Raw genomic sequence first — 24,663 nt, forward strand, 5'->3', positions numbered from 1 at the left:
TGCTCCGGTAGTGTTCCAACGTACGGAGCAGTGCTCCGGACGACAACGGAGCAGTGCTCCGCATCTCTGTATCCGTCGCCACATGAAGGACCGAACGTGCCTGACGCCGCCGCGACCCGCGGCCTGCTGCTGGACGCCGCGCGCGAGCTCGTCGCCGAACACGGCACGGCGACCTCGTTGCGCGAGATCGCTCGCCGGGCCGGCGTCGGGATCGGCACGCTGTACCGCCACTTCCCGAACCGTGAGGCGCTGCTCGACGCTCTGCTCCACGCCAACTTCGAGCGCCTGCAAGGGCGAGCAGCCACCCTGCTCGGCTCCCCCGACCCGGCCGACGCGCTGCTGACCTGGCTGGCGGAGCTGGCCAGTGGAGCGGCCACCTACGACGGCCTGCCAGAGTCGATCATGAGCGCCCTGGCGGACGAGAGCTCGCCGCTGTACGCGTCGTGCTCCCAGATGAAGACGGCGGCCGGCCTGCTCCTGCGACGCGCGCAGGAAGTCGGCCTCGTCCGGGCCGACGTGACCGTCGGCGACGCCGTCGCACTCGTGCTCGGGCTGGCCTGGTCGGGCGGACGAGCGGGCGAAGCTTCGGACCTGGCCGCCCGGCTACTGACCCGCTGAGCGGGCAGCCCGCACGGAGACGACCTCCCCCCGCAGGGGGTCAGCACGACCGTCGGCTCGGCGGGCCCGCGGCGACCGCGACGTCCAGCGGTTCCAGGTAGTCGAGGTGAACCGCGCGGGCGGCGCGAAATCGGCTCGCGCGCAGGTTCGGGGGCTCGGTATGGTCCGACCGCTGCGGCCGTGATGGCGGGGAGGTCGCAGCCGCAAGGCCCACAGTGGCTGGAGACCTAGGCAGTGGACCCGGTCAAGACGGCTAGTTCCAGCAACGGACCGGGAACGGGAAAGCAACGCGGTGCCGGCCCGTTGAGTTACCCGCAGTTCAGGTGGGTGTGGGCCGGGGAATCGGTCGCGATCCTTGGTGACGTCAGCTTTCTGGTCGCGTTCTCGTGGCTGATCCTGGGCATCTCGGATGCCGCGACGCTCGGCGCTGTGCTGCTGACAGTGGGGATTCCGCGGGGCGTCCTCATGCTCGTCGGCGGTGTCTTCACCGACCGGTTCTCGCCTCGCACGGTGATGTTGGTTTCGCACCTCGCCCGCGGCCTGGCGGTGGCAGCCCTCACCGGGTTGTTCCTCACCGGAACCCTCGCCATCTGGCACCTGTTCGCGATCGGGCTGGTCTTCGGCGTCGCGGACGCGTTCTTCTGGCCAGCCAGCGTGAGCATCATTCCCACCCTGGTGCCGCGCGAGCAGCTAGCCAGGGCCAACGCACTTGCCGCTTCTGCGGAGCAGGCCGCCCGGCTCGTCGGGCCGTTGCTCGGCGGCGCGCTGGTCTCGCTCGGCGGCTTGGGGTGGGTGTTCGGGCTCAACGTCTTCGCGATGTTCTTCGCCGCGGCGTCGCTGCTGGGCGTACGCGGGGCCAAGGCGCAAGACCAGGAGCAGCTGTCGGTGCGGGGCGTGCTGCGACAGATGCGGTCCGGCCTCGGTTTCGCCGCGCGCAGTGTGGAGACCCGGATCGTGGTCGCTCTGATCGCCGCCGCGACGCTTTCCTACAGTGGGCTGTTCGCCGTCGGTCTGCCCGCGCTGGCAAAGAGTTTCGACTCCGGCGGCGCGTTCGTGCTCGGCATGATGTTGTCCGCATGGGGCCTGGGCCAGCTCGCGGGGACGCTTTCCGCGTCGTTCACCGGACTGCCGCGGCGATGGGGTGTGCTCATCATCGCCATGGCGTTCCTCGAGGGTGTCTCCTTCGCGGCGCTGGGCGTCGTGCCGAACTATCTGCTGGCGGACGCGCTGCTGGCACTGTTGGGCTTCGGCGTGGCCTACTCGACCGACGTCGCTCTTCCGACGTTCGTGCAGAGCACGACGCCACCGGAGATGCTGGGTCGGGTCAGCAGTATTCTCGAATTGCCCCGGGTGCTGCTGGAACCGGTGTCGGTGGCGATGATGGGCATCCTCGCAACGGGTGATGTCCGCTGGGCCTTCGTGGCCGCGGCGGTGCCGATGCTGTTGGTGTCGCTGACGTTGGCGTCCAGCCGGCGGGCTCGCGCCCTGCGCACCACCTGACCGGGTTTCGGCCCTACTTTTCGACCGTCAGGATGCCGTTCTCCAGGACCGCCGGGGTCAGATGCCGATAGCCGACCGTGTCGAAGGCGACCGTCAGCTCATGCTCGTCGCGCGACAGCAGCGTCCCCTCGCCCCACAGCTTGTGCCGGACCCGGGGCGCCGCCGGGTCGGGCTGGTGGCGGCGGCCGACCTGTGCCTTGGAGGGTTGAGGCTTGACCGCCGCGGCCGCCTCGTCGTTGTCGCACGTACCGCACGGCGGGTCGTAGTGCTCGCCGAAGTAGCCCAGCAGCTCCGCGCGGCGGCAGCGGACCGTTTCCGCGAACTCGCGGGCCGCCTCGATCCGGGAGCGCAGGATCGACTGTTGGCGACCGCCCTCCTTGGACACCAGCGCGAACGTATCCGGTGGCAGGCGGTCCGGACGGACGACGCCGTCGCTGCCGTCCGGTTCCAGGAAGCCGAGGTCCTCGAGCTCCTGGATCACCCGCAGCACCTGCTGACGGCTCACACCGCTGGCGTCGACCACCGCTTTGACCGCCACCCGGCCCGGTGCCGCCTCGATCGCGTCGATGACCGCGTGCACGGTGTCCGGCGAGATCCGGGACCGGGCCGCCAGCAGCCGCGGGATGCGGATGGTGCGCGGGTCGTAGACGACCACCGCGCGGGCCGGTTGGCCGTCGCGACCGGCCCGGCCGATCTCCTGGTAGTACTCGTCCAGGCTGCCGGGCACACCGGCGTGCACGACCGTGCGTACATCCGGCTTGTCGATGCCCATTCCGAACGCGCTCGTCGCCACCACGACGTCGAGCCGGCCGGCCAGGAAGTCGTCCTGCACCTGCGAGCGCCGGGCCGCCGGCAGACCGGCGTGGTACGGCGCGGCCCTATACGCGTCCAGATTCAGGCGGTCGGCGAGCGACTCGCAGCGCGCGTGGGTCAACGCGTACACCAGCGCCGGCGCGTCGTGGGCCAGCACCACCTCGACGGTGCGGTCGTCGATCGCGCGGTCCTCGGGCAGGTCGTGTCGCGTACGCCGGACCGCGAGGTGAATGTTGGGGCGGTCGAAGTCGGTGACCACGATCCGCGGCTCGCGCATGTTCAGCTCACGGGTGATGTCGGCCTGCACCGGCGGCGCCGCGGTCGCGGTCAGTGCCAGCATCGGTGGGCTGCCGAGCGACTCGCACACCGACGGGAGCCGCAGGTACTCGGGCCGGAAGTCGCGTCCCCATTGGCTGATCAGGTGCGCCTCGTCCAGCGCGAACAGGGTGACCCCCGACAGCGCGGCGATCGCCTCCTCGTTGGCCAGTTGCTCGGGGCCGAGCATCACGAAGTCGATCTGCCCGGCGTGCAGACCCTCCAGGGCAGCGGTGCGGTCGGCCTTGTGAAGCGAGGAGTTCAGCACCACGGCCCGCACCGGCTCGCCGGAGGGCTTCTTGCGACGCGAGAGCGAGGCGACCTGGTCACGTTGCAGGGCGATCAGGGGCGACACCACCACCGTGAGCCCGCCGAGCACCAAACCGCCCACCTGGTAGATGGCGCTCTTGCCGCTGCCCGTCGGCAGCACAGCCAGCGTGTCGCGCCCCGAGGTGATCGACTCGGCGGCCGCGCGCTGGCCGGGCCGCAGGTCGAAGCCGAACACCGCGCGGGTGACTTGGTCGACTGCCTCCATCAAACCGAGGCTAACTCAGCCCATCAGGGGGTACGGGATGAACGTGCTGCGATTCTCGTCGAGATCGAGGCGCCGGCCGATCGGGGCCGCGGCCCGCTGCGGGCAGGTGAGCCGCTCGCAGGTCTTGCAGCCGGGGCCGATCGGGGTGGCGCCGTCGACGGCGTCGAGGTCCATGCCCGCGGAGTAGACCAGCCGGCCCGCGTGCCGGATCTCGCAGCCGAGCCCGATCGCGAACGCCTTGCCCGGCTGCCCGTAGCCGGAGTGCTGGTGGATCACCGTGCGGGCGATCCACAGATAGCGCTGGCCGTCGGGCATCGCGGCGATCTGGGTGATCACGCGGCCGGGCGCGTTGAACGCCTCGTAGACGTTCCAGAGTGGACAGGTGCCGCCGGAGCGGGAGAACGGGAAGCCGGTCGCCGACTGGCGCTTGGACATGTTGCCGGCCCGGTCGACGCGGACGAACGAGAACGGCACCCCGCGCGCCTTGGGGCGCTGGAGCGTGGAGAGCCGGTGGCAGACGGTCTCCCAGCCCATCCCGAAGTGCTCGGTCAGCAGGCCGATGTCGTAGCGCATCCGCTCGGCCGTCGCGAGGAACACCTGATAGGGCAGGATCAGCGCGGCCGCGAAATAGTTGGCCAAACCGACCCGGGTCAGAATCTGCGTCTGTACGTCGTCGAACTTCTCTTCCTCGATGATTTCGTCGATGATATCGGCGCATTCCAGCATGCCGATCTGGGCGCCCATCCGAATCGCCTGTTGACCTGGTCGCAATGACAGTGACAAATGCAACGTGCGGGTCTGGGGATGATAGCGGTGCAGGTCGCCACCGAGCCGGTCGTGGTCGTCGCGGACGATCCGCACCCCGTGGCGGGTGGAGAGCCGGTCGCGCAACGCCTCGATGACCTCGCCGCGCCGGGCGCCGAGCCGGCCGGCCAGCTCTTCGGCCGCCTCGTCCAGCGCGGGCACGTAGTTCTGGCGGCGGTAGAAGAAGTCGCTGACCTGGTCGTGCGGGCTGCGCCCGGCGACCAGGTCGCGGTCGCCGACCACCTCGGCGAGCTGTTCGTCGGTCTGTCGGTAGCGGCGGTAGAGGTCGATCACCGCCTCGGCCACGTCGGGCAGCTTGGTCGCTAGCTCGGTCAGGTCGTGCAGGCTGGCCCGGGTCGGCAGCGCCTCGCGCAGGTCGGCGACCAGCCGCGGCGTGTCGTGCGGCGCGAAGAAGGCCGGGTCGACGCCGAACACCTCGGTGATCCGCATCAGCACCGGCACGGTCAACGGCCGGGTGTCGTGCTCGATCTGGTTGAGGTAGCTCGGCGAGATGCCGAGCTGGCGGGCGAGATCGATCTGTGAGACGCCACGATCTTCCCGCAGCCGGCGCAGCCGTGCGCCCGCAAAAGTCTTAGCCACGCGCCCCACCTCCACCATCTGTCGCGATGTTAGCACGCTGCTAAGTAGTCATTCGCAACTTAGCAAAAAGGCCCTGAGGACTTTTCAACAATTGGCTCGTTGCGTATGTCGCGCGCTCATTTCACTCGTGCGACCGTGACCGCAGAGCCTTTTCGACTTAAGGAGTCGGCGATGACCATTTCGGCGGAGCAGTTGCGGCAGGAGTGGGCGACCGCGCCGCGGTGGCGTGGCGTGGAGCGCACCTACAGCGCGGACGACGTGGTCCGGCTGCGCGGGGCGATCCAGGAAGAGCACACGCTGGCCCGCCGGGGCGCCGAACGACTCTGGAGCCTGCTGCACGACGAGGACTACGTGCACGCGCTCGGCGCGCTGACCGGCAACCAGGCGGTGCAGATGGTGCGGGCGGGACTCAAGGCCATCTACCTGTCCGGTTGGCAGGTCGCGGCCGACGCCAACCTGGCCGGCCAGACGTACCCGGACCAGAGCCTGTACCCCGCCAACTCGGTGCCCGCCGTGGTCCGCCGGATCAACAACGCGCTGCTGCGGGCCGCGCAGATCACGACGGCGGAAGGTAACACGGACGTCGAGTGGCTGGCGCCGATCGTGGCTGATGCCGAGGCCGGCTTCGGCGGCGTGCTGAACGCCTATGAGCTGATGTCCGCGATGATCACCGCGGGCGCGGCCGGCGTGCACTGGGAGGACCAGCTCGCGTCCGAGAAGAAGTGCGGCCACCTCGGCGGCAAGGTGCTCATCCCGACCGGCCACCACATCCGCACGCTGGAGGCGGCCCGACTCGCGGCCGACGTGGCCGGGGTGCCGAGCCTGATCGTGGCGCGCACCGACGCGCACGCCGCGAACCTGCTCACCACCGACATCGACGAGCGCGACCAGCGGTTCCTGACCGGTGAGCGCACCGCCGAGGGCTTCTACCGGGTGCACGCGGGCATCGAGCCGTGCATCGCGCGCGGCCTGGCGTACGCGCCGCACAGCGATCTGATCTGGATGGAGACCAGCACACCGGACCTCGAGGAGGCGCGCTCGTTCGCGGAGGCGATCAAGCAGCGCTATCCCGACCAGTTGCTGGCCTACAACTGCTCGCCGTCGTTCAACTGGCGCAAGCACCTCGACGACGCCACGATCGCCAAGTTCCAGCGGGAGCTGGGCCACATGGGGTACGCGTTCCAGTTCATCACCCTGGCCGGCTTCCACGCGCTCAACTACTCGATGTTCGACCTGGCCCGCGGCTACGCGGCCGACGGCATGCCGGCCTATGTGGAGCTTCAGGAGAAGGAGTTCGCCGCCGAGGAGCACGGCTACACCGCCGTCAAGCACCAGCGTGAGGTCGGCACCGGCTACTTCGACCTGATCAGCACGGTGCTCAACCCGACCGGCGAGACCACCGCCCTGCGCGGTTCGACCGAAGAGGAGCAGTTCTGATGAGGATCGAGGTCCTGGGCAACGGGTACGACGAGATCCTTGACCCGAAGGTGCTCGATTTCCTGGTCGCGCTGGACAGCGAGTTCGCCGGCCGCCGGGTGGCGCTCCTGGACACCCGGCGGGCCAGGCGGGCCCGATACGCGGCCGGCCAGCTACCGAGCTTCCTGCCCGAGACGGCCCACATCCGCGACGACCCGACCTGGGCGGTGGCACCGCCGGCGCCGGGCCTGGTCGACCGGCGGGTGGAGATCACCGGGCCGCCCGACATGAAGATGACCGTCAACGCGCTCAACTCCGGCGCGCGGGTCTGGCTGGCCGACTTCGAGGACGCGCTGGCACCGACCTGGGACAACCTGATGGGCGGCCAGGCCAACCTGATCGCGGCCCTGGACGGTGAGCTCGACTTCACCGATGAGGCGTCCGGCAAGCGATACGCGGTCGGGCCTGACCCCGCCACCATCGTGGTCCGGCCGCGTGGCTGGCACCTGGCGGAGAAGCACATCGTGGTCGACGGCCGGCCGATCTCGGCGAGCCTGGTCGACTTCGGGCTGCACTTCTTCCACTGCGCGCAGCGGCAGATCGACGCGGGCAAGGGCCCGTACTTCTACCTGCCGAAGCTGGAGAGCCACCGCGAGGCCCGGCTGTGGAACGACGTGTTCGTCTTCGCGCAGAACTATCTCGGCATCCCGCGGGGCACCATCCGGGCCACCGTGCTGATCGAGACGATCACCGCGGCGTTCGAGATGGACGAGATCCTCTGGGAGCTGCGCGAGCACGCCGCCGGGCTCAACGCGGGCCGCTGGGACTACATCTTCAGCATCATCAAGCAGTTCGGGCACCGCGCCGACTTCGTGCTGCCGGACCGCGCGGACGTGACGATGACCGTGCCGTTCCTGCGGTCGTACACGGAGCTGCTGGTGAAGACCTGTCACAAGCGCGGCGCGCACGCGATCGGCGGCATGGCGGCGTTCATCCCGAGCCGCGACCCGGCGGTCAACGAGGTGGCGTTCGGCAAGGTCCGCGCCGACAAGGAGCGCGAGGCCGGCGACGGCTTCGACGGCTCGTGGGTCGCGCACCCGGGCCTGGTCGACACGTGTGAGACGGCGTTCACCGCGGTGCTCGGCAGCCGGCCGCACCAGCTCGACCGGCGGCGCGGCGAGGTCGCGGTCAGCGCGGACGACCTGCTCGCGGTCGACCTGACCCCGGGCGCGGTCACGGCCGAGGGGCTGCGGTCCAATGTGGCCGTCGCGCTGCGCTACTTCGACAGTTGGCTGCGCGGCACAGGTGCGGCGGCCATCTTCGACCTCATGGAGGACGCCGCCACTGCGGAGATCGCGCGGTGCCAGGTGTGGCAGTGGGTGCACCACCGGACCCCGCTGGCCGGCGGCGACGTGGTCACCGAGGATCTGGTGCGCTCCATCGTGGACGATGAGGAGGCCGGGCTGCGGCCGGCGGCCGCACGGATCTTCCTGGAGACCGCGCTGGCCGAGGAGCTACCGGCGTTCTTCACACCGGAGGCGTACGCCCGCTATCTCGTCTAGAAGCCGGCAACACCGGCGACAGCGCCCTCTGCGGAACACGGCAGCCGCAGGGGGCGCTGTCGCGGGTTGATAGCGTGCCGGCCATGGAGCCGATGCTGGATCTCGACGTGCCGCCTGACGCGGAGAGCGGTCTCGTCGACCGGTTTCGGCGGCGGCGGTTCGGCGTGTTGCCCATGGCGGTGGCGGTGCTCCTCGCCATGGCCTCGGCAGCCGCGGCGACGCATGTCGTAGAGGATCGTCAGCGCCGGGCGAGCGAGCAGGCCGAGGTCTCGTTGACCACCTTGGTGGGGCGATCCGGGTCCGTCAGCGGCGACAGTCGCACGATGACGATCGAGGGCAGCCTCGCGGTCGCCAACAGTGGTCCGCTGCCCGTCGTCGTCGAAGAGGTGCGCGGCAGCGCCGGAGGGCTGACCTTCCTGTCGACTGCCTCGGCGACCATTCGGCCAGGAGTCGACTGGATCCTCGTGACGGTCACGGCCTCGTGCGCCGAAGGCATCTCGGGCCAGCCGTTGCCGGCCGTCCTCAAGGTACGGACCGCCGACGGCCAGGCCCGCGTCACGTCGTCCTTGATGATCGTCCAAGGAACCCCTTGGGCGACCACCCACGAGCAGATCTGCCGCCCCGTCACCCAGGCAGGGCGGTGAGGACCGCCTCGTCGAGCTCGGTCGGGTCCAACCAGCGCTGGTAGCTCGCGACCGCGGCGCCGTGGTCGGCCACCCGCACGTACACGGTGGTGGTCGCGCCCTTGCCTGCCGACCAGACGACCGCGATCTCGTGCTGCTCGTGCCGGCCGTCGACGACCGCGATCGGCAGCGCGACCGCCGGCAGCCAGCCGATGTCGGCCGCGGACGGACGAAGTTGCCAGCCGGCGCCGTCGGCCCAGGCGCGCAGCAGGTGCCAGCGCCGGGCGGCGGCGCCCTTGCGCCAGGCCGCCACCGCGACACTCACCGCGACGGCCGCCACCAGCGCGAGCAGGGCAAAGGCCACCCGTCTGAGAGTACGCGCCGCGTGGCGTAGGGTCCGTCGGGTGACGGATCTAGCGGGGACCGTGGCGGCGGCCGCCGGCGTGTTCGCGGGCACGAACATCGACGACCTGATCGTGCTCACCGTGCTGTTCCTCGCGGCCAGCACCGCCGGAAAGCCGCGACCGTGGCAGATCTGGGTCGGCCAGTACGCCGGCATCGGAGCGCTAGTCGCGATCGCCGGCGCGGCGGCCCTCGGGCTGACCCTGCTGCCGGACCGTTGGGTGGGGCTGCTCGGGCTGATCCCGCTGGCGCTGGGCGTACGCGGGCTGATCGCCGCCGTCCGCTCCCCCGGCGATGCCGCACCGCCGGTCGCCAGCGGCCTGGTGTCGGTGGCCGCGGTGACGATGGCCAACGGCGCAGACAACATCGCCGTCTATACGCCGGTGTTCCGCACCATCGGGGTGGTCGACACCCTGATCACGATCGCGGTGTTCGCCGTGCTGGTCGCGGTGTGGTGCCTGGCGGCCTCGTGGCTGGGCGGTCACCGGCGCGTGATCGTGTTGCTCGGCCGGTTCGGGCACTGGTTGGTGCCGCTGGTCTTCGTGGCGATCGGCCTCGTGATCTTGTCGGGGCTGTTCTAGGCGTGTTCTAGTCGTGTTCTAGGACCAGGGCAGTGCGGCCCGGTGCCGCCAGTACTCGTCAGGTGTCTCGGCGGCTGGCAGCGGTCCGGGGTCGGTGATCTCCAACGCCCGCAGGTTGCTGGCGAGTTGCCCGGTGGTGGCGGCGCCGGAGAGGACCACGTCGATCCACGGCTGGGCGAGCGCGTGGGCGAGCACGTCGGCGTCGCGGTCGGCGAGCCGGCCGTTGGCCACCGCTTCCTTGATGATCACGTGCCGCCCGGCGTCGTGGGCGTCCTTCAGGGCCGGGCCGGCAGATGGGTCGAGCGGGTTCCAGGTCGCCTGGAAGCTGTGGAACAAGGGCACGCCGTCGACCTCGAGCGCCAGAGCGGTGCGGATCGCGTCGGCCTGCCGCGGGCCGCTGGTGGACACGCCGATGGTCACGCCGCGGGCGCCCAGGTCGGCGAGGTGACGGTGCAGCACGGGGTCGGTCAGCGCGGTGCTCTCCGGCGTGAGCGAGTGGATCTGGTAGAGGTCGAGCCGCGTGCCGAGCAGCGCGAGCGTCTCGGCCACCTGACGGTCGAAGGTCTTGACGCTGTGGTCCTTGGTCTCGTGCACCTTGGCGTCCACGCGCCAGCCGGCCACATAGGTGTAGCCCCACTTCGACCCGACCACGACGTCGTCGCGGTCATCGAGCCAACTCGCCAGGAACTCCTCGGCCCGGCCGTACGAGCGCGCGGCGTCGAAGTAGCGGATCCCGGCGGCGTACGCGGCGTCGAGCACCTCGTGTGTCCGCCGCCGCATCGCGTCGACGGTGCGCTCCGCGGGTAGGTCCCGGTCACGCCCGAGGTTGATGTAGCCGGGACGGCCAAGGGCCGCGAGCCCAAGCCCGAGCCGGTGCACCGGCACCGTCAGATCCAGTCGGTCAAAACCCACCCAGACAGCATGCACCCTGACCAGCCGGCATCGGCCGAAAGCGACCCGCCACACACCGCGTAAGGCATCCTAGGATGAGTCAGGTGAGCCCGGCGTGGAAGCGCAGCACGCCAGCGGTCCGGAGGGTGGGTGAGGCGCGGTCGAGCAGGACGGTGAGCTCGGCGCGCTGCTGGCCGGTCGGCATCCGGTAGAGCGTTGCCGCCCTGGACAACCATCCGTCGATGTCGACCCGGGCGACGTGGCTCAGCTGCTCGTCGCTGTCGTCGAGCAGGCGGAGGTCCACGATCAGCCGCGCCCACGGGCCGCGCGCGACGGCGAGCCGATAGCCGGCGAACCGCGTGTGCCGAGGCTGACCCGGCTCCAGCAGCCGGTCCGGCAAATCGGCGTCGAGTGTCGCCGCGTCCGGGCGCAAGGCCGCGACCGCGTTCTTGACGACGGCGCTCGACGGGTCCGTCAACAGTGCGACGGCGTCTTCCGTCGTCAGGCAACCAAGACGACGAAGGCCGCGCAGGGCCGCCACACGGCCACGTGCGCTCGGGTGGGACAGGTGTACGCGCAGCGCGGGCGCGTCGGCGCGATCGCCGGTCTCACCGAGACCGGCCAGCACACCGGCCGGCGGCGCCGTGGCCATCTCCGCGGACCCGCCGGCCGCACCAAACCCGGCCACCACGCCCGCCGGCCGCTCCGTGTCCATCTGCGCGGACCCGCCCGCCACACCGAACCCGGCCACCACGCCCGCCGTATCCATCTCCGTGGAGCCACCGGCCACCCCCAGTCCGGCCACCGCGCTGGACGGTCGCGCCGTATCCATCTGGGCGGACCCGCCGGCCGCACCGAACCCGGCCACCGGTGGCGCTGTACCCACCTCCACGAACCCGCCGGCCTCGCTGCTGCCGGCCTGCGCGGTCACCGGCGGCGCCGTGCTGGTTACCAGGCGCCGGTAGTGCTCGGCGGGATCGCCGCCTACGGCGCGGACCGCGGCCTGGGCGACCTCCCGGACCACCGGGTGCCGGTCGGCCAGCGCGCCGACGATGGCTGCGCTCTCGCCCCAGGCCGCGAGCGCGGTCAGTGCTTCCGCCCGGACCAGGGCCGTGCGGCTGCCCGCCAGCCGGTGCAGCGTGGCGAGGCTTCGGGCGCCGGCTACGGCGGCTCGGGCCGCCATGACGCGGATCCGCTGGTCCTGGTCCTTGGTGGCGGCCACGACGAGGTGGTCGGCGTCGAGCCGGTGGCGCTCGATCGCGGTGCGGTAGGCGATCCGTCGGGTGCGGGAGTCGCCGATGCGCAGCAACGGCTCGAGCCGCTCGGCGGTCAGACCCATGACGTGTTCGTCGATCCGCTCGGCCAGCCAGCTACCGTTGACTCGCTTGCGGGTCGCGATCGCGGCGGCCGCCAGCGGCGACAGTGCCGGCTCCCCGGCCTTCGACAGCAGCGCGTCGACCTCGCGTCGGGCCCGGATGCGCACCTGCGGAACCCAGTCGCCGGTGCGGATCGCCAGCACGGTCATGGCGGCCGGACCGCCCAGCGCGGCCAACCGCGCCAGCACCGCCTCCCGGATTCGCCCGTCCGCGTGGCATCCGGCCAGCAGCACGTCCAGTGCGTCAACGTCACCACCCCGAGCGACCCGCGCGACGACCGGCCAGTGCGAGTACAACGCCCAGGACCAGTGCGACCGCAGCGACTCGTCGAACCCCAACCACCAACGCGCGTCGGCCTCGTTCAGAGTGCGCAGGGCCTCGGCCCGTTCCGCTTCGTGATGTGACGGCAGGAGCAGCAGGCGCTGCGCCAGCTCATCCATCTCCGTCGTCCTGCCCGGACCCGACATACGCCCTCCCCCGTCTCGGACCGCCCGCCATTCTGCGCCGCGGCATGCGACGGCAGCGAACGAGATATGCGCCGGGGACGGTGGCGGGCCTAGGACGGCCACGAGCGCGATACAGCCGTCGCTTCGTGGCAGCAGCGCACGAAGTCGCGGACGACCGGGTCGTGGTCGGCGGCGCGTGGCCAGGCGATGGCGATGCTGCTGGGTGCTACGCCGGTCACCGGGCGGTAGGTGACGCCCGGCCGGGCGTAGAAGCGGGCCGCCGAGGCGGGCGCCAGGGCGACTCCGTACCCGCTGGCGATCGCCTGCAGCCACGCGTCCGGCTGGTCGGTGACGGCGCCGATCCGTGGTGGCCGGCCCGCGCGGGCGTCCGTCGCGAGCCAGTAGTCGCGGAACTGACCCGTCGACGCCGGGCCGGCCACGAAGGGCTCGTCCCACAGCTCCTCGAAGGCGATCGAAGCGCGCCGGGCCAGCGGGTGGTTCGCGGCGAGCGCGGCCCAGCGTGGTTCGGTGAGCAGCACCTCGACCTCGTACGCGTCCTGGTCGGGGAACGGCAGCCGAAGCAGGGCGACGTCGACGTCCCCGTCGGCCAGGCCGGCTGACGGGTTCGACCAGCTCGCCTGTCGCAGTTCCACCCGCCATCCGGGGCGCAGCCGGCCGAAGCCGGCGATGATCGCGGTGGTCGCCTCGTTGGCGGCGCTGGCGATGAAGCCGACCCGCAGCACCCGTACCGCCCGGCTGGCCGCGGCCTTGGTCTGTCGCACCATCGCGTCGTGGGCCGCGAGCACATCGGGCGCCAGAGCGGCCAACGCCTGGCCCGCCGCGGTGAGCGCCATCCCTGAGCGCGACCGGACGAACAACGGCACGCCCAGCCGGTCCTCCAACTGCCGGACCTGCTTGGTCAGCGCCGGTTGGGAGACAAAGAGCCCGGCGGCGGCGCGGGTGAGGTTGCCTTCCTCGGCCACTGCCACGAAATAGCGGAGCAGCCGGGTGTCGACATCCATGCCGAAAGGTTATCGACGCGGGTATTGGACGGGTCAGACCGCCCGCGGCGAGGGTGACTCGGTGAACAACGCCTACATCTCCGTGGCCGGCGTGACAGCCGCCCTCAACCTCGCCGCCGCGGTCGCCGACTTCCGCCGCACCGGCTGGATCATGACCAACATGACGCGGTACGGAATTCCGCCGCGCTGGATCGTCCCTTTGGGCGTGGCCAAAGCGGCGGGTGCGGCCGGCCTCCTGCTCGGCATCGCGGTGCCGTCGATCGGCGTGCTTGCCGCGGCGGGCCTGGCCCTCTACTTCGTCGGCGCCGTGGTGGCCGTGGCCCGCGCGAAATGGTGGTCCCACCTGCCGGCCCGCTGGTGTTGCTGATCCTTGCCGCCGTGTCGCTGGCCCTACGGTGACGCCCTGGAGATCAACCGGCCCGCGTGTCCACCATGGATGTGAGTCCGCCTAGCCTGGCAAGGGGTGGGCGATGTCGTTGGCGTGGTCGGTGACCGACGCGCCGGTGACGGTGGCTCGCAGGGGAAGGATCTCCAGGCAGCGCCGCACCGCCGCACCCATCAACGGGTTCGGCACTCGCAGCGAGACCGTGCAGTGCGGCACCCAGAGACCTGGCCGGTAGTGGTCCCAGACGGAAACCCCGCCGGCCGCCAGCCGGTCGTGCACGGCCCGGTGCCGCTCCAACAGAGCCTCCGTCGGTGTCACGCCCAGCCACAGCACCCGGCCGACGAACTGCCCGACGAAGTCGAGGTCCAGCACCAGATCCCGCCCGACCGGCGCATCGCCGAGGGCCGAAGCCACCGCGGACGGGGAAAGCTGTGACGCCGCCGCGAGCGACACGTGCGGGCGGTGCTTGGAGTCCTGCAACGACGCCAGCGTCGGGATGCCCTCGGCCTCCAGCGCCTTCCACAGCGCGCGCAGGCGCCGCGTCGCGTCGGTGTCCAGGTAGAGCTCGAGCGCGGCGACCATTCAGCCGGCCGTGGTGATCCGCACCAGGGTGCCCGTCGGGCCGCTCTCGATGTGCATCCGGCTCGTCTGCTGGGCGATCCAGAGGCCCATGCCGCCGGTCGACGACGGGGTCGGCCGTTCCTGGCGGCTCAGGAAGGTGGCTGCTGGGAAGCCGGCGCCGCGGTCGCGGATCTCGCTGACCAGGCCGGGGCCTTCGGCGAGCAGGCGCAGCGTGCCCGCGCCGCCGCCGTGCCGGATCGCGTTGGTCATGACCTCGTTGACGGCGGCCACGAAGTCGTCGGCCGCGTCGTCGGGCATGCCGTGCCGCGAAGCCTCGTCGGCGACCCGCCGGCGCAGGGCCGCCACGCCGGCGCGGTCGAACGGCTCGTCGAGCAGGACCCGAGGCTCCGGCCGGGCCGGCGGGCCGGATCGGCGGATCGCGAGCAACGCGGTGTCGTCGGTGGGGCGCTCCTCGCCCACGACGAGCATCAGCGCGGTGCACACCTCGTCGGGCTCGCCGGGCCAGACGGTCGCGCACAGCCGGTCCAGGCCCACGTCGATCGACTCGCGGCGCCGCTCGACCAGGCCGTCGGTGTAGCAGACCAGCAGCGCGCCCGGCGGGAAGTCGACGACCGTGGTGCGCCGGCCGGTGGCCGGGTGGCCCATGCCGAGCGGGACGTCGGTGGGTGCGGCCGTCAGCAGCCCGACGTGGTCGTCCGCGTCGACCAGCACCGGCGGTGGGTGGCCGGCAAGCGAGATGTGGATGCTGTCCCGCGAAGGCGGGATCATCGCGTAGAGCACGGTGGCCAGGTTGCCGGTCTCGAAGTGGTGGACCTTCGCGTCGAGGAGCGTCAGGGCGTCGGCCGGGTCGGAGCAGATCAGCGCGTACGCCCGCAGTGCGCTGCGCAGCCGGCCCATCACCACGGCGGCCGCGAGGCCGTGGCCGGACACATCGCCGACCACCACGCCGAGCCAGCCTGACGGGAGGGTGAACACGTCGTACCAGTCGCCGCCGACGCCGGAGTCGTGGCCGGGCAGGTAGCGCGCGGCCATCTCGACGCCGGGCACCTCCGCCAGGGCCGTCGGCAGTAGGCTGCGTTGCAGGGCGAGGGCGGTGTCGCGGTCGACGGAGCCGGCGCGGGTGTGGGTCGCGACGCTGGCCCGGTCGGCGACCATCTCCAGCAGGCGGACCTCGGTGACGGAGAACGCGCGGGGCCGCACGCTGCCGACGTGCAGCACTCCGGCCAGTTGGCCGCCGCCGAAGATCGGCACGCCGAGCAGCGATCGGACTCCCCCGCCGCGTACCAGGGCGCTGGTGTCGGATTCCTCGGCGATGTCGTCGACGATCAGCGGTCGCCGGTCGCGGGCGATCCGCCCGGCGAAGCCCCGGCCGACCGGGACCCGTACCCCTGGCCGGAACTCCTGGTCGAGGCCCTTGGCGGCGGTGGCGACGAGCTGGCGGGCGTGCGGGTCGAGCAGCAGGAACACCGCGGTGTCGACCTGGAGCAGTTCGAAGACCCGGTCGAGCAGTTCGGTGAGGAGCTCGTCGACGCCCAGGCGGGAAAGGGCGGCGTCGGTGACGGCTTCGAGGCCCCGCAGGCGCTCGTCGCTGTCAGTGGCCCCTTCGATCACGCGCACAGCCTAACTCCGACCGTGGTGGGGGGCGCGTTACCGCACCCCCCACCGACTGGTCAGCTTCCGAACACCTCCAGGTTGAAGAGGGAGTAGCCGTACGCCGTACCCCGGGCGGTGCCGTAGATCCGCAGGTACCGGCCACTGGCCGACAGGCCGGTGTTGTCGTCCTCGCCGCCGTTACCGCCCGTCACCGTCCGTGCGACGGTCCAGGTGGTGCCGTTGGTCGAGGTCTCTATCCGGTATGCGGAGCCGTACGCGGCCTCCCAGAGCAACCGCACCCGGCTGATCGAGTACGTCGCGCCGAGGTCGACCTGGATCCACTGCGGGTCGGCGAACGCGCTCGACCACCGGGTGGTGGTGGACGCGTCGACGGCCAGCGAGGCCGGGAAGGCAGCGTTCTCGACGCTGGAGGCCGTCGCCGGCTTGTTGAGCGCCACGTTGGTCGCCGTCGGTGGCTGGCCGCCACCGCCGTAGACCTCGAACGAGAACAGCGAGTAGCCCCACGCCGTGCCGCGGGCCGTGCCGTAGATCCGGACGTAGCGGCCGCTGGCGCCCAGAGCGGTGTTGTCGTCCTCGCCGCCGTTACCGCCCGTCACCGTCCGTGCGACGGTCCAGGTGGTGCCGTTGGTCGAGGTCTCTATCCGGTACGCGGAGCCGTACGCGGCCTCCCAGAGCAACCGCACCCGGTCGATCGAGTACGTCGCGCCGAGGTCGACCTGGATCCACTGCGGGTCGGCGAACGCGCTGGCCCACCGGGTGGTGGCCGAGGCGTCCACCGCGGCCGACGCCGGGTACACGTCCGCTTCGACGCTGGAGGCCGTTGCCGGCTTGTTCAGCGCCAGGTTGGTGCCTGTCGGTGGGGTGCCGCCGCTCGTGAACGCGAACGAGTCGACGTTGAACAGCGCCGCGCCCGTGCCGCCGGTGAACACCAGGAACAGCGGTCCGGAGGTGGTCGGTGCGGTGATCGTGCCGGTCACGTCCGCGAACGTGTCGAACGACCCGGTTGCGGCAACGGTGGCCGTGCCGACGACCGTGCCCGTCGCGGAGCCCGACCTGATCGTGATCGTGCCGCCGCCACCGGCCGGTGCCGACACCCGGGCGGTGAACCCGGTGGCCAGTCCGGACAGGTAGTACGGGTTGAACGAGATCCAGTCGCCGTTGCTGACGTTGCCGACCGCGCTGCCACCCTGCGCCGCGGTCGAGGTCACGATCGCGACGCCCTGCTGGTTGCCGAAGTGCTCGGCCTGCCGCGCTCGCGGCTGCAGGACCACCGGGGTCGCGTTGATCGCGGTGGTCGAGCCCGGCGGGGTGTACGCGGCGTTGATGATGCCGAAGATGTTGGCCGAGACGTCGTGCTCGCCGTCCACCGTCGTCTGGATGTTGCCCGAGCACCCGGCCACGTTGGTGATCGGGTGGCCGTGCGAGTCGTGCCCGAGCACGTAGGTCACGTTGACCCGGGAACAGTCGATGGTCGGGTTGGCGGGGTCGGTGACGTTGACCGTGAACGGCACCTGGTCACCGAAGTTGAACAACCGGCCGGGTTGCGGCAACGACACACTGATCGTCGGACCGCCGACCCCGATCACCACGCTGGCCGTCGCGGAGGCGCCGGACGGGTCGCGGACCGTCAACGTGGCCGTGTACTGCCCGTTGGCGGTGTAGGTGAAGGACGGGTTCGCCGCCGTCGAGTCGACGGAGCCGTTCGTCTGGAAGTCCCAGGCGTACGTCAGCGGGTTGCCGTCCGGATCGGTGGAGCCGGCCGAGGAGAACTGCACGGTCAAGGGTGCCGTGCCGCCGGTCGGGTTGCCCGACGCGACCGCGACCGGTGGCCGGTTGCCGCCGGTCACCTGGTACTCGATGCGGTAGACGGCCGAGTTGGCGTCGCCGCCGAACCAGCCGGTGCCGTAGTCGAGCACGTAGAGCGCGCCGTCGGGGCCGAACTCGTAGTCCATCACCTGGGTGCCGGTCCACGGGAAGTTCGTGATCGTACCCGGCGTGCCGTTGGCGTTGATGTTGATCGTCTTGATGAACCGGCGGCCGAACTCGGTGGCGAAGAACTTCCCGTCGTACGACGGCGGGAACTTCACGCTCGAGTTGAGCCCGGCGTTGTAGCGGTAGACCGCGCCGCCCATCGGCGAGAGGCTGCCGCAGCAGATCCCCGGCGGGTCCTGGCCGCCGCCGTAGGGCAGCCACGCCGCCCGGGACGCCGGCAGGGTGGTCAGACCGGTGTTGTTGCGGGAGTTGTTGGTCGGACCGCCCGCGCAGTTGTATTGGCCCAGCGACGGTCCACTGGGGAACGTGTACTCGTGGTACGGGGTGTTGTAGTTGGAGCAGTACGGCCAGCCGTAGTTGCCGGGCTGGGTGATCCGCTCGTAGGAGACCGTGCCGGCCGGGCCACGGCTCGGGTCCGCGGTGCCCGCGTCCGGCCCGTAGTCGCCGAGGTAGACGATGCCGGTCGCCTTGTCGACGCTCATCCGGAACGGGTTGCGGAAGCCCATGGCGTACACCTCGGGCTTGGTGTTGGCCGTGCCCGGCGCAAACATGTTGCCGGACGGCACGGTGTAGCCACCGCCCGCCGACGGCTTGATCCGCAGGACCTTGCCGCGCAGGTCGTTGGTGTTGCCGGAGGAACGCTGCGCGTCGAAGGCCGGGTTGCGGTCGGTCCGCTCGTCCAGCGGCGCGTAGCCGCCGGAGTCGAACGGGTTGGTGTCGTCACCGGTCGACAGATAGAGGTTGCCGGCCGCGTCGAAGTCGATGTCGCCACCGACGTGGCAGCACTGGCCGCGGCTGGCGGGCACGTCGATGACGGTCACCGCCGACGCCGGGTCGATCGTGTTGTCGGCCCGCACCGTGAACCGGGACAACCGGTTGACGCCGTCGAACGGCGCGAACTGGGCCGCCGTGCCGGTCGTCGGCGAGTCACCGCCCGGTGTGGACAATGGTGGCGCGTAATAGAGGTAGACCCAGCGGTTGGTGGCGAAGCCCGGGTCGGCCTTGATGCTCTGCAGGCCCTCCTCGTCGTGTGAGTAGACCGGCAGGGTCAGCGCTACCTTGGTGTTGCCGGCGGCGTCGGTGTACCGCACGGTGCCGTCGCGCGAGGTGTGCAGCACACCACGGTCGGGCAGCACGGTCAGGCCCATCGGCTCGCCGGTCTCGGCGACGCCCTTGGCCAGTGTCACCTGGGCGAAGGCGCCGGGTGGGTCGACCGGTCCGGAGCCTACCGAGCAGTTGCCGGTGCCCTGCGCGGCGTACCGGATGCCGCCCAGCAGGTGGTTGCGGAAGTTGGTGTCCGCGTAGCTCTCCTGGGTGTGGCCCATGCCCGTGTACCAGGAACGGCCGCCGTCGTAGGCGCGACACCAGGCGATCGGGTGGTCACCCATGCCACCGCCGGTGTACGTCGACTCGTCCAAATTGGCCAGTACCCGCACGTTGGCCCGAGGGTTGGTGCGGTAGCTGTACCACTCGTCGGTGCGGACCCAGTTGGCCGGCAGCCCCGCGGTCGACGGGTGGCTGCCGTCCTCGACACGCACGGTCGCCTGTTGGATCGCCGGGTGCTGGAGGAAGTAGGCACCGACCAGGCTGCCGTACCACGACCAGTCGTACTCGGTGTCGGCCGCGGCGTGGACGCCCGCGTAGCCGCCGCCGGCGCGGACGTAACCCTCGAACGTGGTCTGCTGGGCGGCGTTGAGCACGTCGCCGGTGGTGGACAGGAAGATGACGGCCTGGAAGCGGGCCAGGTTGGCGGCCGTGAAGGCGTTGGCGTCTTCGGTGGCCTCGACAGTGAAGTTGTTCTGCGCGCCCAGCGACTGGATCGCGGTGATGCCCACCGGGATCGAGTCATGCCGGAACCCCGCCGTTTTGCTGAAAACCAGCACGGTGAAGTCGGCCGCGAGAGCGGGTGTCGCCGGAATTCCGACGAGTGCCGCTGCCACGAGGGCGACGCAGAGCAGGGCTCTGCGCACCATGATCGGACCTTTCTCATGGGGACGGTCATGAAGCGTGCGCCGACCACGCCGTGCCCAAAACGATGGCCGATAGAGCGCTCTCCGTCAATCCCTCGAACAGTCCGCTACACGGCCGCGCCACGGGGTACGAGGCGTTTCGCTGTCGACATCGGCACAGGCTCGGCCATTCGCCGGGAACTGGCGGCCGTGCGGCGCCGACCAACACGGTGACGTGCCAGCGGCGCACGCCGAGCATGGAGGCCCCGTGTCGACTTCCACGAACCTGTCCAGAGCCAGCGCCACGACGGCGACCGTCCCGCCCGAGCGGCAACACAGTCTGGCGCCGCTCGTACTCCGGCTGCATTTCTATGCCGGCGTATTGGTCGCGCCGTTTCTCGTGGTGGCCGCGCTGACCGGGCTGGCGTTCGTGTTCAGCCCGCAGTTGGACCAGCTCGTCTACGCGCACGAGCTTCGCGTCTCGCCGGGTGGCGCGGCGCGACCGTTGGCCGAGCAGGTGACCGCGGCCGTGGCGGCCCACCCGGACGGAACCGTCGCAACGGTGATCCCGCCAGTGGCGGCCACCGACCCGACGAAGGTCGTCTTCACCGTGCCCGAGCTCGGCGAGAAGCAGCACACCGTCTACGTCGACCCCTACACCAACGAGGTACGCGGAACGCTGACCACCTGGTTCGGCTCGACGCCGTTGCAGACGTGGCTCGACGACCTGCACCGGAACCTGCACCTCGGAGTGGTCGGCCGGCATTACTCGGAGCTCGCGGCGAGCTGGTTGTGGGTGGTCGCGCTTGGCGGGTTGTTCCTATGGCTGCGGCGCCAGTGGACCGGTCGCGGCAAGCTGCGCCGCACGGTGCTGCCGGACCTGTCCGCGAAGGTCGGCGTCCGGCGTACCCGTGGCTGGCACGCCGCTCTCGGGGTGTGGTTGGTCGTCGGTCTGCTGGCGCTGTCCGCGACCGGCCTGACCTGGTCCCGCTACGCCGGCGCCAACTTCGACGTCCTGCAGACCGGCTTGAACGCGGACCGCCCGGTGCTGGACACCGCCCTGTCCGGCACGCCGGCGGGCGGCGGCGGGCATCACGGCGTTGCCGCACCGTCCGGCGGGGAGGTCGACCTCGCCGCCGTGGACGGCGTAACGATCATCGCCCGCGACGCCGGGCTGTCCGGGCTGATCGAGGTGCGTCCGCCGGCCGAACCCGGCGCGGCATGGGTGGTGGCCGAGAACAACCTGCGCTGGCCGACCAGCCAGGACAGCGTTGCCGTCGACCCGGCCGCCGGCACCGTCACCGCACGAACCGACTTCGCCGACTGGCCGCTGGTCGCGAAGCTGTCGAGCTGGGGCGTGGCCCTCCACATGGGATATCTGTTCGGGCTCGTCAACCAGCTCCTGCTGGCCGCGCTCGCGCTCGGCCTGCTGTGCGTGATCGTCTGGGGCTACCGGATGTGGTGGCAGCGCCGGCCCACCCGGGATGACCGGTCGCGTCCGCTCGGCGCGCCGCCCGCACGAGGAGCGTGGCGACAGGCGCATCCGGTCGCGGTCGTCGTGATCCTGGCGCTGGCCGTCGCGGTGGGCTGGGCGCTGCCGATGCTCGGCATCAGCCTCGCGGCGTTTGTCGTCCTGGACCTGCTGATCGGCAGGGTCCGGCGGTCGAACCCCTGAGGTGCCGGCCGCCCGTTGCGGCGGCCGGCACCCGGTTCAGCTCGACCGGCGCCAGGCCACCACCGCGAGCACGACGGCGACCAGACCGACGGCCAGAGCGGCAATGCCCACGGGGTTGCCAGAGTCATTGTCGTCTGTGGACGACGCGAGGTTCAGGTTGGCGTTGGCCACGGACGCGTCCGCGGCGCCGGTCTTGGCCAGCTTCAAGACCGGCGCCGGGTGCTCCGCTTCCGCGCCGCTCGTGGCCGGCTCGTCGATCCAGCGCACGACCTCGTTGTTCGAGTACGTCTGAAGCGCCTTGAACACGATCTGGTCGACCTCGGGCAGTGGCCCGGCGGAGACCTCGAACTCCTGGAACTCCCCCGGCTTGACCGCGCTGCCCGCGGCGGCGGTCCAGGTGATCTTCGTGATCGCCTCGGTCACATCCGACCCGTGCACCCGCAGCGGTGTCGTGAGCTTCGACCGCTCCGCCGTCGCCGTCCAGCCGGGCGTCGGGCGCACCGACACGGACGCGATCGCGGTCTCGACCGGAATGTTCACCTCGACCTTGGTGGTCGATGCGTTGTCGCGTTCGTTCGGCACCCGGAACGCGAGCTTGGCGTAGCCGCCCTGCGTCGCGCCCGGCGCGTTCACCGTCACGTGCGCCGACGCCGGCCCGATCCCGATCCCGACGCCACCGGCGAGCCCGACCACCGCCGCCACGCCAAGCCCTGCTGCCATCCGCCCAGCTCGCATCGCCACTCCCGTCGAAAGCGCCACCATCTCGATGAGGTAGTCGGACGAACTCCGCGGCCAGTTCCCACCGCGGCAGTGTTCACGCGGCCGACCCCTGAAGATCACCTTCGAGGTCCTGCGGGGGTCACGGACGGTGGAGAGACTGGGCCGTTCGTAAGGTCCGCGCTAGCCGGAGCGTGTTTCCGTGATCTCCCTCAGTACCCGTGCGCTGATGACGTTGAGCGTCCTGTCAGCCGCCGCCGTCGGTGCGACGCTGGCCCCGGGCCGCGCGTCGGCGCACCCGTTCGGCGACCCGCAGACGGTGGCCATCAGCCTTGACGCTGACCGCGGCGACCTCGTCCATGTGACGTGGCGGGTCGGCGGACCGGATGACCTCACGGTGCTCGGCGTCTCCCTAGGCGTGCTGCCCGAGGACCGCATCCTGACCGACGGTGCGGTGGACTACCGCTACACCGATCCGGGCGTTCTCGGCAAGTCCGAGCAGTTCCGGCGCTACCTGCTGGACCGGATCACCATCACCAACGACGGCCAGCCGTGCGTCGGCAGCGTGGAACCGATCCTCGCCCTCGGGCTCAAGGGCGCCACCGCCGATTACATCTGCGCCCAACCCGTCACCACGGCCACCGTCGCGGTCCGGATGCTGACCGACCTCAACCCCGCTTACCGCACCCTTGCCACCGGACCCAGCGGACAGAAGTCGGTGTACGACGGGTCCGCCGACACCCACGACTGGACCCTGGTCGGCGCACCACCGCTGGCCGAAGCCGACCGAGGCCGCAGCGCCGTCCTGCAGCTCGCCGCCGTGATCGGTCTGATCCTGGTCGTCGCGGCCGGCTACCTGTTGACGGTGCGCCGGCTGCGTCGCCGGAAGGTGGCGGCATGAGCACGGCCACCTCCGTCTCGGACCGCCTTCAGGACCTGATCCAGACTCCCGGCGTACCGGCGGTGGCGTTCCTGTTCGCCTTCCTCGCCGGCGCCTGGCACGCCGTGACCCCTGGGCACGGCAAGACGCTGGCCGCCGCCTACCTCGCCGGATCCAAGGGGCGCATCCGCGACGCCGCCTGGCTCGGCGGCTCCGTCGCGGTCATGCACACCCTCTCCGTCCTGGTCATCGGCGTCGCCTGGACCTTCCTGTCGCTGTCGGACGTGGTGCGGATGGAGCAGCTCACCACCGGGCTGCAGATCGCCGCCGGGGTGCTGGTGGCGACCACCGGCATCTGGATGCTGCGCCGGCATCTGCGCGGCCACAGTCACGGGCACTCGCACGACCATGGCCATGGGCACACCCACGAGCATCACCATCATGAGCCGTCCAAGCGCCCCGGCCTGTTGCTGCTGGGCATCTCCGGTGGCTTGACGCCGTCGCCGGCCGCGTTCCTGGTGCTGGCGACCGGTCTGTTCCTCGGCCGAGGCGCCTTCGCTCTGCTGCTGGTCATCGTCTTCGGCATCGGCATGGCGGTCGTGCTGTTCGCCGTCGGCGTTCTCGCCGTTGCCGGCAGCACCGTCGTCAGCCGCAGCGCCCGGTCCGTCAAGGCCCTGCGGCTCGCCAGCCGGATCACCCCGGTCCTGGCCGCCGGCGGTGTCACCCTCTTCGGTGCCGGCCTGGTCACGGTCGCCGCGGTCCACCTCGCGACCGTCAGCTAGCGCGACCGGTCGTCGAGGCTCAGGATCAGGCTGTAGTCGCGGAATCCCAACGCGCGCCAGAACGCGAGGCCGCGCTCGTTGTGGACCAGGGCGTCGAGCTTGACCGGCTTGTCGCCCCAGCGTTCGCGCAGGACGGCGAAGCCGGCGCGGCCGAGGCCTTCGCGCCGATGGTCGCGGCTGACGAAGAACTGCCGCACGTAGATGCCGTCCTCGTCGTCGCGCCAGACCGCGTAAGCGACCGGCAGCCCGCCACGCTCGATGAACGCGACGGCGTACTGGCCACCGGAGATCCACCGCCGCATCCGCGCTTCGAGGTCGGCGTCGGTGGCCGTGCTGTGGTGGTGCTGATCCTCGATGAGGTGCCGGTTGAGCACCGCGAGCAGTGGTGCGTCGACCAGGGCGGCCGAGCGGGCGACAAGCTCCGTCATGGCGTGGAACGACCCAACCTTTCGCAGGTCCCCTGAGGAGGTGATCGGTGTGAGCGGCACGCCGGCCGATCGGGTCGTTCCACGCGTTCACTATGCCGTTGTTGCCAAGACTTTGCAACAACCAAGAGAATGCAGAAGCACCGCTGTCCGACCCG

Annotated in this window: 21 protein-coding genes; 10 read left to right on the forward strand and 11 right to left on the reverse strand. The window is 71.0% G+C overall.

Annotated elements, in window-relative coordinates; all coding sequences use genetic code 11:
- Positions 1–96 precede the first annotated feature (96 nt).
- Together BLV39_RS29040 and BLV39_RS29045 are read left to right on the forward strand one after the other, a co-directional pair.
- A complete protein-coding gene (locus tag BLV39_RS29040) occupies positions 97–618 on the forward strand; it encodes a TetR/AcrR family transcriptional regulator (RefSeq protein ID WP_176985127.1) in 522 nt (173 codons plus the stop codon).
- A gap of 303 nt (positions 619–921) precedes the next feature.
- Positions 922–2,118: an MFS transporter gene (locus BLV39_RS29045; protein WP_090799795.1), complete on the forward strand. Its 1,197-nt coding sequence runs from the start codon at positions 922–924 to the stop codon at positions 2,116–2,118.
- 13 nt (positions 2,119–2,131) lie between these two features.
- Here BLV39_RS29045 and BLV39_RS29050 read toward each other — a convergent pair whose 3' ends face one another.
- Positions 2,132–3,781 carry a RecQ family ATP-dependent DNA helicase gene (locus BLV39_RS29050; RefSeq protein WP_090799799.1) on the reverse strand — a complete coding sequence of 550 codons (1,650 nt, stop codon included), beginning with the start codon at positions 3,779–3,781 and terminating at the stop codon, positions 2,132–2,134.
- A gap of 15 nt (positions 3,782–3,796) precedes the next feature.
- Complete coding sequence (locus BLV39_RS29055) at positions 3,797–5,185, reverse strand: short-chain fatty acyl-CoA regulator family protein (RefSeq protein ID WP_090800774.1); 1,389 nt, start codon at positions 5,183–5,185, stop codon at positions 3,797–3,799.
- 171 nt (positions 5,186–5,356) lie between these two features.
- On the opposite strand from BLV39_RS29055, the gene aceA reads away from it, so the two are divergent.
- The 3 genes from aceA to BLV39_RS29070 all read left to right on the forward strand — a co-directional run bounded on the left by aceA (position 5,357) and on the right by BLV39_RS29070 (position 8,807).
- Complete coding sequence (gene aceA, locus BLV39_RS29060; RefSeq protein ID WP_090799801.1) at positions 5,357–6,622, forward strand: isocitrate lyase; 1,266 nt, start codon at positions 5,357–5,359, stop codon at positions 6,620–6,622.
- Positions 6,622–8,163 carry a malate synthase A gene (gene aceB / locus BLV39_RS29065; protein WP_090799803.1) on the forward strand — a complete coding sequence of 514 codons (1,542 nt, stop codon included), beginning with the start codon at positions 6,622–6,624 and terminating at the stop codon, positions 8,161–8,163. Before aceA ends, aceB begins: the two co-directional genes overlap by 1 nt.
- Before the next feature lie 83 nt (positions 8,164–8,246).
- Positions 8,247–8,807 carry a hypothetical protein gene (locus BLV39_RS29070; RefSeq protein ID WP_090799805.1) on the forward strand — a complete coding sequence of 187 codons (561 nt, stop codon included), beginning with the start codon at positions 8,247–8,249 and terminating at the stop codon, positions 8,805–8,807.
- On the opposite strand, the gene BLV39_RS44380 is transcribed toward BLV39_RS29070, so the two are convergent.
- Positions 8,788–9,150, reverse strand: coding sequence for a hypothetical protein (locus BLV39_RS44380; protein ID WP_239083420.1), 363 nt, complete (start codon positions 9,148–9,150; stop codon positions 8,788–8,790). The two genes, BLV39_RS29070 and BLV39_RS44380, sit on opposite strands and share 20 nt — an antisense overlap.
- Before the next feature lie 40 nt (positions 9,151–9,190).
- On the opposite strand from BLV39_RS44380, the gene BLV39_RS29080 reads away from it, so the two are divergent.
- Positions 9,191–9,769 (forward strand): cadmium resistance transporter, encoded by a 579-nt coding sequence (locus BLV39_RS29080; RefSeq protein ID WP_239083419.1) that lies wholly within the window; start codon positions 9,191–9,193, stop codon positions 9,767–9,769.
- Between the two features lie 18 nt (positions 9,770–9,787).
- On the opposite strand, the gene BLV39_RS29085 is transcribed toward BLV39_RS29080, so the two are convergent.
- The 3 genes from BLV39_RS29085 to BLV39_RS29095 form a co-directional block, all read right to left on the reverse strand.
- Entirely contained in the window at positions 9,788–10,681 is an 894-nt protein-coding gene (locus BLV39_RS29085; RefSeq protein ID WP_090799811.1) for an aldo/keto reductase, read from the reverse strand.
- A gap of 79 nt (positions 10,682–10,760) precedes the next feature.
- A complete protein-coding gene (locus BLV39_RS29090; protein ID WP_090799813.1) occupies positions 10,761–12,476 on the reverse strand; it encodes a hypothetical protein in 1,716 nt (571 codons plus the stop codon).
- Between the two features lie 116 nt (positions 12,477–12,592).
- Entirely contained in the window at positions 12,593–13,504 is a 912-nt protein-coding gene (locus tag BLV39_RS29095; RefSeq protein WP_090799815.1) for a LysR family transcriptional regulator, read from the reverse strand.
- A 61-nt stretch (positions 13,505–13,565) separates the two neighbouring features.
- On the opposite strand from BLV39_RS29095, the gene BLV39_RS29100 reads away from it, so the two are divergent.
- Positions 13,566–13,871 (forward strand): DoxX family protein, encoded by a 306-nt coding sequence (locus BLV39_RS29100; protein WP_204082578.1) that lies wholly within the window; start codon positions 13,566–13,568, stop codon positions 13,869–13,871.
- An 81-nt stretch (positions 13,872–13,952) separates the two neighbouring features.
- Here BLV39_RS29100 and BLV39_RS29105 read toward each other — a convergent pair whose 3' ends face one another.
- The 3 genes from BLV39_RS29105 to BLV39_RS29115 are packed head-to-tail and all read right to left on the reverse strand — an operon-like array spanning position 13,953 to position 20,050.
- The gene (locus BLV39_RS29105; protein ID WP_090799817.1) at positions 13,953–14,471 is read right to left on the reverse strand and encodes a 2'-5' RNA ligase family protein; all 519 of its coding nucleotides are present in this window, start codon (positions 14,469–14,471) and stop codon (positions 13,953–13,955) included.
- A complete protein-coding gene (locus BLV39_RS29110; protein WP_143049920.1) occupies positions 14,472–16,082 on the reverse strand; it encodes a SpoIIE family protein phosphatase in 1,611 nt (536 codons plus the stop codon).
- 59 nt (positions 16,083–16,141) lie between these two features.
- Entirely contained in the window at positions 16,142–20,050 is a 3,909-nt protein-coding gene (locus BLV39_RS29115) for a ThuA domain-containing protein (RefSeq protein ID WP_090799822.1), read from the reverse strand.
- A gap of 244 nt (positions 20,051–20,294) precedes the next feature.
- Between BLV39_RS29115 and BLV39_RS29120 the strand changes: the two genes are divergently transcribed.
- A complete protein-coding gene (locus tag BLV39_RS29120; protein WP_090799824.1) occupies positions 20,295–21,701 on the forward strand; it encodes a PepSY-associated TM helix domain-containing protein in 1,407 nt (468 codons plus the stop codon).
- A 36-nt stretch (positions 21,702–21,737) separates the two neighbouring features.
- On the opposite strand, the gene BLV39_RS29125 is transcribed toward BLV39_RS29120, so the two are convergent.
- Positions 21,738–22,421, reverse strand: coding sequence for a YcnI family copper-binding membrane protein (locus BLV39_RS29125; protein WP_239083418.1), 684 nt, complete (start codon positions 22,419–22,421; stop codon positions 21,738–21,740).
- A gap of 199 nt (positions 22,422–22,620) precedes the next feature.
- Between BLV39_RS29125 and BLV39_RS29130 the strand changes: the two genes are divergently transcribed.
- Positions 22,621–23,319: a hypothetical protein gene (locus BLV39_RS29130; protein ID WP_090799826.1), complete on the forward strand. Its 699-nt coding sequence runs from the start codon at positions 22,621–22,623 to the stop codon at positions 23,317–23,319.
- Complete coding sequence (locus BLV39_RS29135; protein WP_090799828.1) at positions 23,316–24,080, forward strand: HoxN/HupN/NixA family nickel/cobalt transporter; 765 nt, start codon at positions 23,316–23,318, stop codon at positions 24,078–24,080. Before BLV39_RS29130 ends, BLV39_RS29135 begins: the two co-directional genes overlap by 4 nt.
- Here the strand turns inward: BLV39_RS29135 and BLV39_RS29140 are convergent.
- Entirely contained in the window at positions 24,077–24,508 is a 432-nt protein-coding gene (locus BLV39_RS29140) for a GNAT family N-acetyltransferase (protein ID WP_090799830.1), read from the reverse strand. The genes BLV39_RS29135 and BLV39_RS29140 overlap by 4 nt on opposite strands.
- Positions 24,509–24,663: the final 155 nt, after the last annotated feature.

It is taken from the genome of Asanoa ishikariensis (genome assembly GCF_900107455.1).
GTDB lineage: Bacteria > Actinomycetota > Actinomycetes > Mycobacteriales > Micromonosporaceae > Asanoa > Asanoa ishikariensis.